This window comes from Halomicrobium sp. IBSBa, assembly GCF_017612575.1.
In the GTDB taxonomy this organism is placed as follows: Archaea; Halobacteriota; Halobacteria; order Halobacteriales; family Haloarculaceae; genus Halomicrobium.
This window is the reverse complement of sequence record NZ_JADPQC010000061.1, coordinates 1-403: the sequence shown is the minus strand read 5'-3', so window position 1 is coordinate 403 and position 403 is coordinate 1. Positions and strand designations below refer to the sequence as shown.

General features: G+C 64.0%; 1 pseudogene. It reads right to left on the bottom strand.

Going from position 1 to position 403, the window contains the following annotated elements:
• Positions 1–403: pseudogene (locus IL252_RS17455) on the bottom strand (DNA polymerase II large subunit); the annotation flags it as partial.

Below are 403 nucleotides of genomic sequence, written 5' to 3'. Positions count from 1 at the left end.
GACGAGGTCCTCGCGGTCGTCGAACTCGTAGAACCGCTCCAGCCCGTAGTACTGCTCTAAGAGGTCGTCGACGAAGCGGGCGGTCTGGAGCATGTGCTCGGCCGCGCCGTCCGAGAGGACGATGTCCTGGACCTTCAGTTCGACCAGCTGGTCATCGTGAGTCAGCGGATCGCCGTGGATGTCCTCCGTGTAGCCCAGCCCTCGGAGTCGCTCGGCGGAGACGTCCAGTTCCGAGGCTCGGACCGCCGTCACCGGCAAGTCGGTCATATCGTAGCGGACGGTGCCGTCCTTGAACGCCGAGACGTCGTGTTTTGCCCGGAGGATTCCCTTCTCCATCGGCTCCGGGACCTTCTCCTCGGAGGTGAGCCCCTTGACCGCTTTCAGTTGCTCGAAGGCTGTCTCG